This window comes from Cetobacterium sp. (genome assembly GCF_051653945.1).
Taxonomy (GTDB): Bacteria; Fusobacteriota; Fusobacteriia; order Fusobacteriales; family Fusobacteriaceae; genus Cetobacterium_A.
The window spans coordinates 1-6,927 of the sequence record NZ_JBOFXD010000047.1; the positions used below are offsets into that span (position 1 = coordinate 1).

Genomic DNA, 6,927 nt, shown 5'->3' on the forward strand with positions numbered 1-6,927 from the left:
GATGGAAATAACTCTAATTAGATTACTTGAGAAAATTTTTGAATGAAAAATGGTCGAAATACATTGAAAATAAAGGGGGCATCAATGGTCAGGAAAATCCTTAGCGTTGTTATTCCGCGTTTTCCTGATGGGACCCCTATATAAAGATTTTAAGAGAAAAAATAAAAAAAGAGTATGAAAGAAAAAGTAAAAAAGTAGTGCAGATTTAAGAAATATTATGTATTATAAAAATACCTTTATGAATTTAAATTGTTTCAGAAAAGTGTCTAGTATAAAAGCTAGGCACTTTTCTTTTATATAAAAATATATTGATTATTAAGTATAGGATGTGCCTAGAAAAGAGTTTAAAGAAAAATAGAAAGGCTTTAAAATAAGAACGAGAGCCTTAAAAAAGTATTGAAGATTTAAAATAAAAAGGATATACTAGATTTGTATTTTTGTTCATAAACTAGGTTAAAAGTTAAACAAACCAAGTAAAGAGAGGGGAAACCCTCTTTTTACTTTTCAGTTGATTTTTGTATAAGAAAGGTTCTTAATTCAATAAAGAATATTAAAAAGAGGTTTTAGCTTTAGTCGGCTTAAACCTCTTTTTATTTTTGTAATAAATTCCTAGATACCGAGCTTTAGTAATGAAAATTATTTAGGTCTTGCATCGGTTTTTTTATATTTTGGCACTAAATTTACATTTTTTAGTTATTATTTCCTATTTTAGCTAGATATATTCCTATTAGGACAATTAAAATACCAAAAATTTCTTGAAAAGTAAGATTTTCTCTAAATATAAAGTAAGAGTATAAGGCTGCAATAATAGGTTGGCTTAAAACTAAAACAGATGACAAAGTTATATCAATTTTTCCTATACAATAACTCAGAAGGCCCTGTCCTAAAATTTGAGAAACTAAGGCTAGTCCTACAAGAGGAAGTATCTCATTTAGATTTTTCGGAAAGTAGAATCCTTCTATTGTAAACATAGCTATAAAGAGTGTAAGTGCTCCTCCAAACCCACTTATGAATATAATTGTCATAGCATCTACTCTCTTTCTAATATTGGAAACAACAAGTAAAAATAATCCATAAAAGATTGAGGTAATAAATGCTAATATATCTCCTTTAAAATTATTTATATTAGGATTTAGTTTTCCAGACATAAGAACAATTAGTCCAATTAAAGTTATAAATAATCCAACAATAAAAATTTTAGATAGACGTTTTTTATATAAAAAATAAGAAACTGGAATAACTGTAAAAGGAACTAGATTAGCTAATAAATTAGCGTTTGCTACAGTTGTTAAATGAAAAGATATGTTCCAGAAAATTAAATCTAAAGCTAAAAAAATTCCAGCTAAAGAGATTAAGTACCTATCTTTTTTAGATGTTTTTATTAAATCAGCTTTAACAAACGGATAAAGTATTGGCATTGAAAATAAAATTCTATAAAAAGCTGTTGCTATAGGTGGAAGTGAACTTAATTTTACAAAAATTCCACCAGTTGCTAAAAAACAAATCGCCAAAATTGTTAATAATATAAATTTACTTTCTAAGGTAACTTTAGAAGTGCTATTAATTGAAGCCCCTTTAATCATTTAAATCACCATATAATTTTAAAAACTTTTTATTAAAAGGTAATTCAATAATTAACCTTTCAGATAATTTACCAATGCTCTTTCTCTTGATTTTTATCCCCACTAAATCTTTTGTATTTTCACAGTGAGTTCCACCACAAGGAACGATATAATTATCACATTTCCAATATAAAGCCTCACTTTCCTCTGGATGAGAAAATGTATTTATTGGAATATTTTTATCTATATATTCATTACAATGAGATTCTATTTGGGCTATTTGTTCTGGATTAAATTTAAAATCTATTGAAAAATCGAGCCTTCCATATTTATCAGTTATTTTAGCACCAACTATTTTTTTATCAATACCTGGAATCATTTCTTCTAAAACCATTAAGGCTAAATGTAAACCAGAATGATGAAGAGTTGTTTGGGATCTTTTTACATTATCTAACTTTATAAGAAATTTTTCATCTTTTTCAAATTCGTAATTGTTATCTATATGATGTACAATTTGGTTTTCTACTTTTATGCTAGGAAAATCATTTAAAAAAAGATTTCTACCTTTAATTTTTGTTGTATTATAAAATGGAATTTCAAATCCATCTTTACATCTGATTAGAACTCCAATATCTCCTATCTGTCCTCCGCCCTCTGGATAAGCAACAGATTTATCAAATATTAATCCATTTTCTGTACTTGCAATTAAAACCGCTTCACATGATGTTTGAAATTGATTTTTATAATATATTTTTTCTGTTTTCATAATCGCTCCTTTTAAATTGTTAATAAAAATTCTTCATTATTTGTAAAATTAATTTTATATTTATTTATCTGATTTTTATAAGTTTTTACAATTATTTCATTTTCAGTAATAACTAAATCATCTTTAATCAAGTTGCCATTTATATAAATGTTCATAAATCTTTGTTTTAGTTCATCAAAGTAAAGAACTATATGATTATCGTTTTTAATATAGCCATTAAAATTTATATTTTTCAAAGTTTCATTTTTTATTAGTTGAACCATTCCGAGAGAAAGAACTTTTGAATTCTTAGGAATTTCATTTCTTATTATTGAATGTGGGGCTATTTTTGTATTATCACCTATTTTAATAGAACCTATTAAAGTTGAAAATCCACCAATCTCAACATTATTTCCAATTATAGGATGTCTATTTCCTAATTTATTGTTAGCTATTTTATCAGCACCTAATATAACTGATTGTAGTACGTAACAGTCATTACCGATAATACTAGTTTCGCCTATCACAGTTCCTACTCCGTGATCTATCACAAATCTTTTTCCTATTTTAGCGCAAGGATGTATTTCTATTCCTGTGATAACTTTAGAATCTTCTGTAATTTTTCTTGCTAAAATTAAATTATTATCTACTATCGAATTAGCTATTCTATAATATAAAACACTCAGATAAGAGTTATAAGATTCTAAAATATATTCAGGATTATTTTTACTACTTGGATCTTTTTCTGAAAAAGAAATTAAATCTTCATAGGCATTTTCTAAGATATTATCAACTGGAAAAATCTTAAAGCATTCATATTTGTTAGCTATTTTTAAAATTTTATTAAGTAATTTAACTTTTAGCATATTTCCCCTCCGTTTTTTATAAATAGCTTCTACCACTATCTGGTGAAATAGTTACTATAATCTTTTCTTTATCTAAACTTTTAGAAAGTTTCAGTGCTGCTAACAAGTTTGCGCCAGATGATATTCCTACAAAAATACCTTGTTCTTTTGCTAAACGTTCCCTAATAATTTGCACTTCATTATAATTTACAGATATCATCTCATCTATATCAGTTCTATTTATAAATTTGGGGATTACTCCAACTGCTGTTGCTTGAATTTTATGTGGGATAAAAATACCATTAAATATGTCACATCCCTCAGGTTGTACTCCAATTATTTTTGTTTTTAAGTTATGTTCTTTTAAACATTTAGATATTCCTGCAATTGTTCCTCCACTACCCATTACAGATATAAAATAATCAACTTTTTTTAATGAATTAACAATTTCTTTTCCTGTGAAAAGATAGTGTGCGTTTGGATTGGAAATATTTTCAAATTGATTTAAATTTATATATGTTTTATTTTCACTTAAAATCTCTTTTAACTTTATTAGATGAGAGTTATTGCCTAATTCATGATTTGAATAAATAATTTCAGCACCATATTCTTTTAAAATATTTATTTTTTCTTTACTAAAATTATCTGGAATAACTAACTTTAATTTATAATCTTTTAAAGAAGCTGCTATTGCCAATCCAAGACCAGTATTCCCCCCAGTTGCTTCTATAAGTGTATCTCCTTTTTTTAATATTCCTCTATCTTCAGCATCTCTAATCATTTCAAAACCAACTCTAGTTTTAATGCTTCCCCCTGGATTAAATTCCTCTAATTTTAAATAAATATCAGGATATTGCTCTCCATATAAATTTTTAATTTTTACAATTGGTGTTCTTCCTACATAATTTAAAATATTCATCCTTTTCTCCTCATTTCTTATTTACAAATATTAAAAAAAATAGTATAACAGTGACAGCAGTGAATCATATTTTTAATTCTACAAAACTATAACAGTTATGTCAATGTTATATATCAAAAACTGTAGTACTACAGGTGGAGGTTTTATGAAAATTAACTCAGCAGAAAAGAAAATACCTATTTACTTAAAAATTTATGAAGATTTGAAAAATAAAATTGAAAAAAATGAATATCCAGAAAACTCTAAACTGCCATCAATTAGGCAACTTGCTTTAAAGTATAAACTAAATAATATTACAATTATGAAAGCTTTTACTCTTTTAGAAAAAGAGGGATATATTATAAAAAAACGTGGTATTGGAATATTTGTAAAATCTAAAGAATTTTTGTTTTACAATACACCATCCAATAACCTTATTGAAACTTTTAAAGTTGGCCAATTAAAAGAAAACAATCTTATTAATTTTGCAAGCGGAACTCCTTCTGAAGATGTTTATCCATTCGAAATTTTTAAGAAATTATATAGTAATATTTTAGAAGAGTATGGACCTAAAATTATGCTATACCACCCTACTCAAGGCTTAGAAGAACTTCGAGAAGTAATTAAGAGAAATATTGAAGAAAAAGGAATTTTTGTATCTAAAGATGATATTCAAATAACCAGTGGGTCACAACAAGGATTAGATTTGATATTAAAAACACTTTCGTCTAAAAGAAAAAATAAAATAATTGTGGGCAATCCAACTTATCACGGTGCTCTAAATACTTTTAAAACAAATTGTAAAATTTATCCTGTAGAAATGGAAGAGGACGGCTTTAATCTTACTCAGTTAGAAAATATCTTATCTGAAGAAAAAATATCATTCATATATACAACAATGGATTTTAGTTGCCCTACAGGTATTTCTTGGAGCGAAGAAAAGAAACAAAAGTTGGTTTTATTAGCTAAAAAATATAACACTTTAATTGTAGAAGATGATTTTGCATCCGAACTTTCATTTTACAATACTCCTAGAACTTCTATAAAATCTTTAGATTTTGATAATAAAACTGTTATTTATATTAAGTCATTCTCTAAAATAATTATGCCTGGTTTGAGATTAGCATATATGATAGCACCAACTGAGCTTATCTCTAAAATAGTAACAGTTAAATTTACTACAGATATATCAACATCAGCCCTTGATCAAAAAGTTTTAGCCCATTTTTTAAAAAGTAATTTTCTAGAATTACATATAGAAAAACTAATCAAAATTTATAGAGAAAGATATCTTATTTTAATTGAAAAACTAAAAGAGATACCCTATATAGATGTTGTTTATAATATTGATGGCGGATTTTATATTTGGATAAAACTAAGTGATGTAATAGATTCAAGTCAATTTTATTTAAAGTGTAAAGAAAATAATATTTTACTTCTTTCTGGAAATGTTTTCTTTTTAGATAATCAAAAAAATCAATATTTTAGAGTGAGTTTTGCTACTACAGATATTTCAGAAATAATAGATGGCATAAGTCGATTAAAAAAGCATTTTAATATTATTGAAACAAATTCATAAGTGATTGTATTCCTGCCAAAACATACAGCTATACCAATTAAACATGTTCTTTTAGGAATCATGTCAGAAAAACGCAGGATAATAACATTAAGGATTCTTGAAATACCTTTTAAGCCTTCGGTTTTATTAAGTTTATAAGATTTTTTATTCTAAAAAATTTAAAAAATATATCAAAAATCAAGATATCTCAATAAGGTATACTAAATAATTCTTTATATATCAAAGGTGGTGTTAAAAGTGGCTCAAATATCTGAGAAAATAAATATAATGTTTGACAAAGATGATTTAATTCAAATAAGTTTATGATAGAAAATATAATAGTAGTTTTGAAATTTTATGAAGCTTTTACTGAGATTTCAAAAGATACTAGAATGATCTCATTGTATGATATAAAAAATCTAAAGGGTATTAAAGATATTAAAAGACTTAAAAGTGGAAGTTATCGAGCATTATTTAAAATAGTTAATGATGAATTAGTTATTGATATTGAAAGTAGATTAGATATTTATAAATAGGTTATTAACCTATAATTTATAATTAAATAAAAAGGATTGATTTTTAAAAATTTAAAAGTTATAATGGGATACAAACGATTGATATTCAATATTCGGAAAGTATTGTACGAAAAAAGCTAGGAGTGAGAAACTAGTTTTTTTTTTGAAGTTTTTTAAATCAAACAACTCAAAAATTTCTTGCAGATTTAGTAACTTTAATATTAAAATTAAATCAGCTTATGTGAATTTATTTTCTTTTATTAAAAAGGTGTGTTCCCCCAAAAATGAATATACCAAATAAAAAACTACTTACTGCCCCCTAACGCATTGTAAGTAGTTTTTTTATTTGCACAAACAGTCTTAATTTTTGTATCTTGTTTTAAAAAATTAAAGGGGGTATACTTTCAACTAGGGGGCATTTTTAGAGAAAAGGACTATTTAAAAAGGTGTTTAAGTAGTTCTTTTTGTATAAGTTTTTCTTGGAATGAATATCTATAAAAGTTAATAAAATCAATGTGTTTTAAAAATAAAAATTATAGATTGTAGATTTTAAATAAATTTAGTATTCTAAAAATACCTACAAAATGTAATTATATTTTACCAGTTAAAAAGGCGATAGAAAAACTATCGCCTTTTTTATTTATTCTTGATTGGTACTTGTATCAAATACACTAGAGTATAAATAATACATAGAAATTTATATAAAATATATCCTATTTTCACTGTTTTCCTTGATTTTTCTACATATATATCGTATCATAAACTTGAATTATATTTAATAATACACCTTTGAATAAAAATAAG

Annotated in this window: 6 protein-coding genes; 2 read left to right on the forward strand and 4 right to left on the reverse strand. The window is 25.3% G+C overall.

What is annotated here, in order from left to right:
- Positions 1-689 precede the first annotated feature (689 nt).
- Genes ACRC8M_RS04600 through ACRC8M_RS04615 form a run of 4 tightly spaced genes read right to left on the reverse strand, consistent with a single transcriptional unit; the run spans position 690 to position 4,071 of the window.
- A complete protein-coding gene (locus ACRC8M_RS04600; protein ID WP_438528072.1) occupies positions 690-1,583 on the reverse strand; it encodes a DMT family transporter in 894 nt (297 codons plus the stop codon).
- Positions 1,576-2,328, reverse strand: a complete 753-nt coding sequence (locus ACRC8M_RS04605) for a hypothetical protein (protein WP_438528073.1) — start codon at positions 2,326-2,328, stop codon at positions 1,576-1,578. Before ACRC8M_RS04605 ends, ACRC8M_RS04600 begins: the two co-directional genes overlap by 8 nt.
- Positions 2,329-2,339: 11 nt before the next feature.
- Positions 2,340-3,173 (reverse strand): serine O-acetyltransferase, encoded by an 834-nt coding sequence (locus ACRC8M_RS04610; RefSeq protein ID WP_438528074.1) that lies wholly within the window; start codon positions 3,171-3,173, stop codon positions 2,340-2,342.
- Between the two features lie 16 nt (positions 3,174-3,189).
- Positions 3,190-4,071 (reverse strand): PLP-dependent cysteine synthase family protein, encoded by an 882-nt coding sequence (locus ACRC8M_RS04615; RefSeq protein WP_438528075.1) that lies wholly within the window; start codon positions 4,069-4,071, stop codon positions 3,190-3,192.
- Positions 4,072-4,216: 145 nt separating this feature from the next.
- On the opposite strand from ACRC8M_RS04615, the gene ACRC8M_RS04620 reads away from it, so the two are divergent.
- Both ACRC8M_RS04620 and ACRC8M_RS04625 read left to right on the forward strand, forming a co-directional pair.
- Positions 4,217-5,629: a PLP-dependent aminotransferase family protein gene (locus ACRC8M_RS04620; RefSeq protein ID WP_438528076.1), complete on the forward strand. Its 1,413-nt coding sequence runs from the start codon at positions 4,217-4,219 to the stop codon at positions 5,627-5,629.
- 302 nt (positions 5,630-5,931) lie between these two features.
- Complete coding sequence (locus tag ACRC8M_RS04625; protein ID WP_438528077.1) at positions 5,932-6,144, forward strand: type II toxin-antitoxin system RelE family toxin; 213 nt, start codon at positions 5,932-5,934, stop codon at positions 6,142-6,144.
- Positions 6,145-6,927 lie beyond the last annotated feature (783 nt).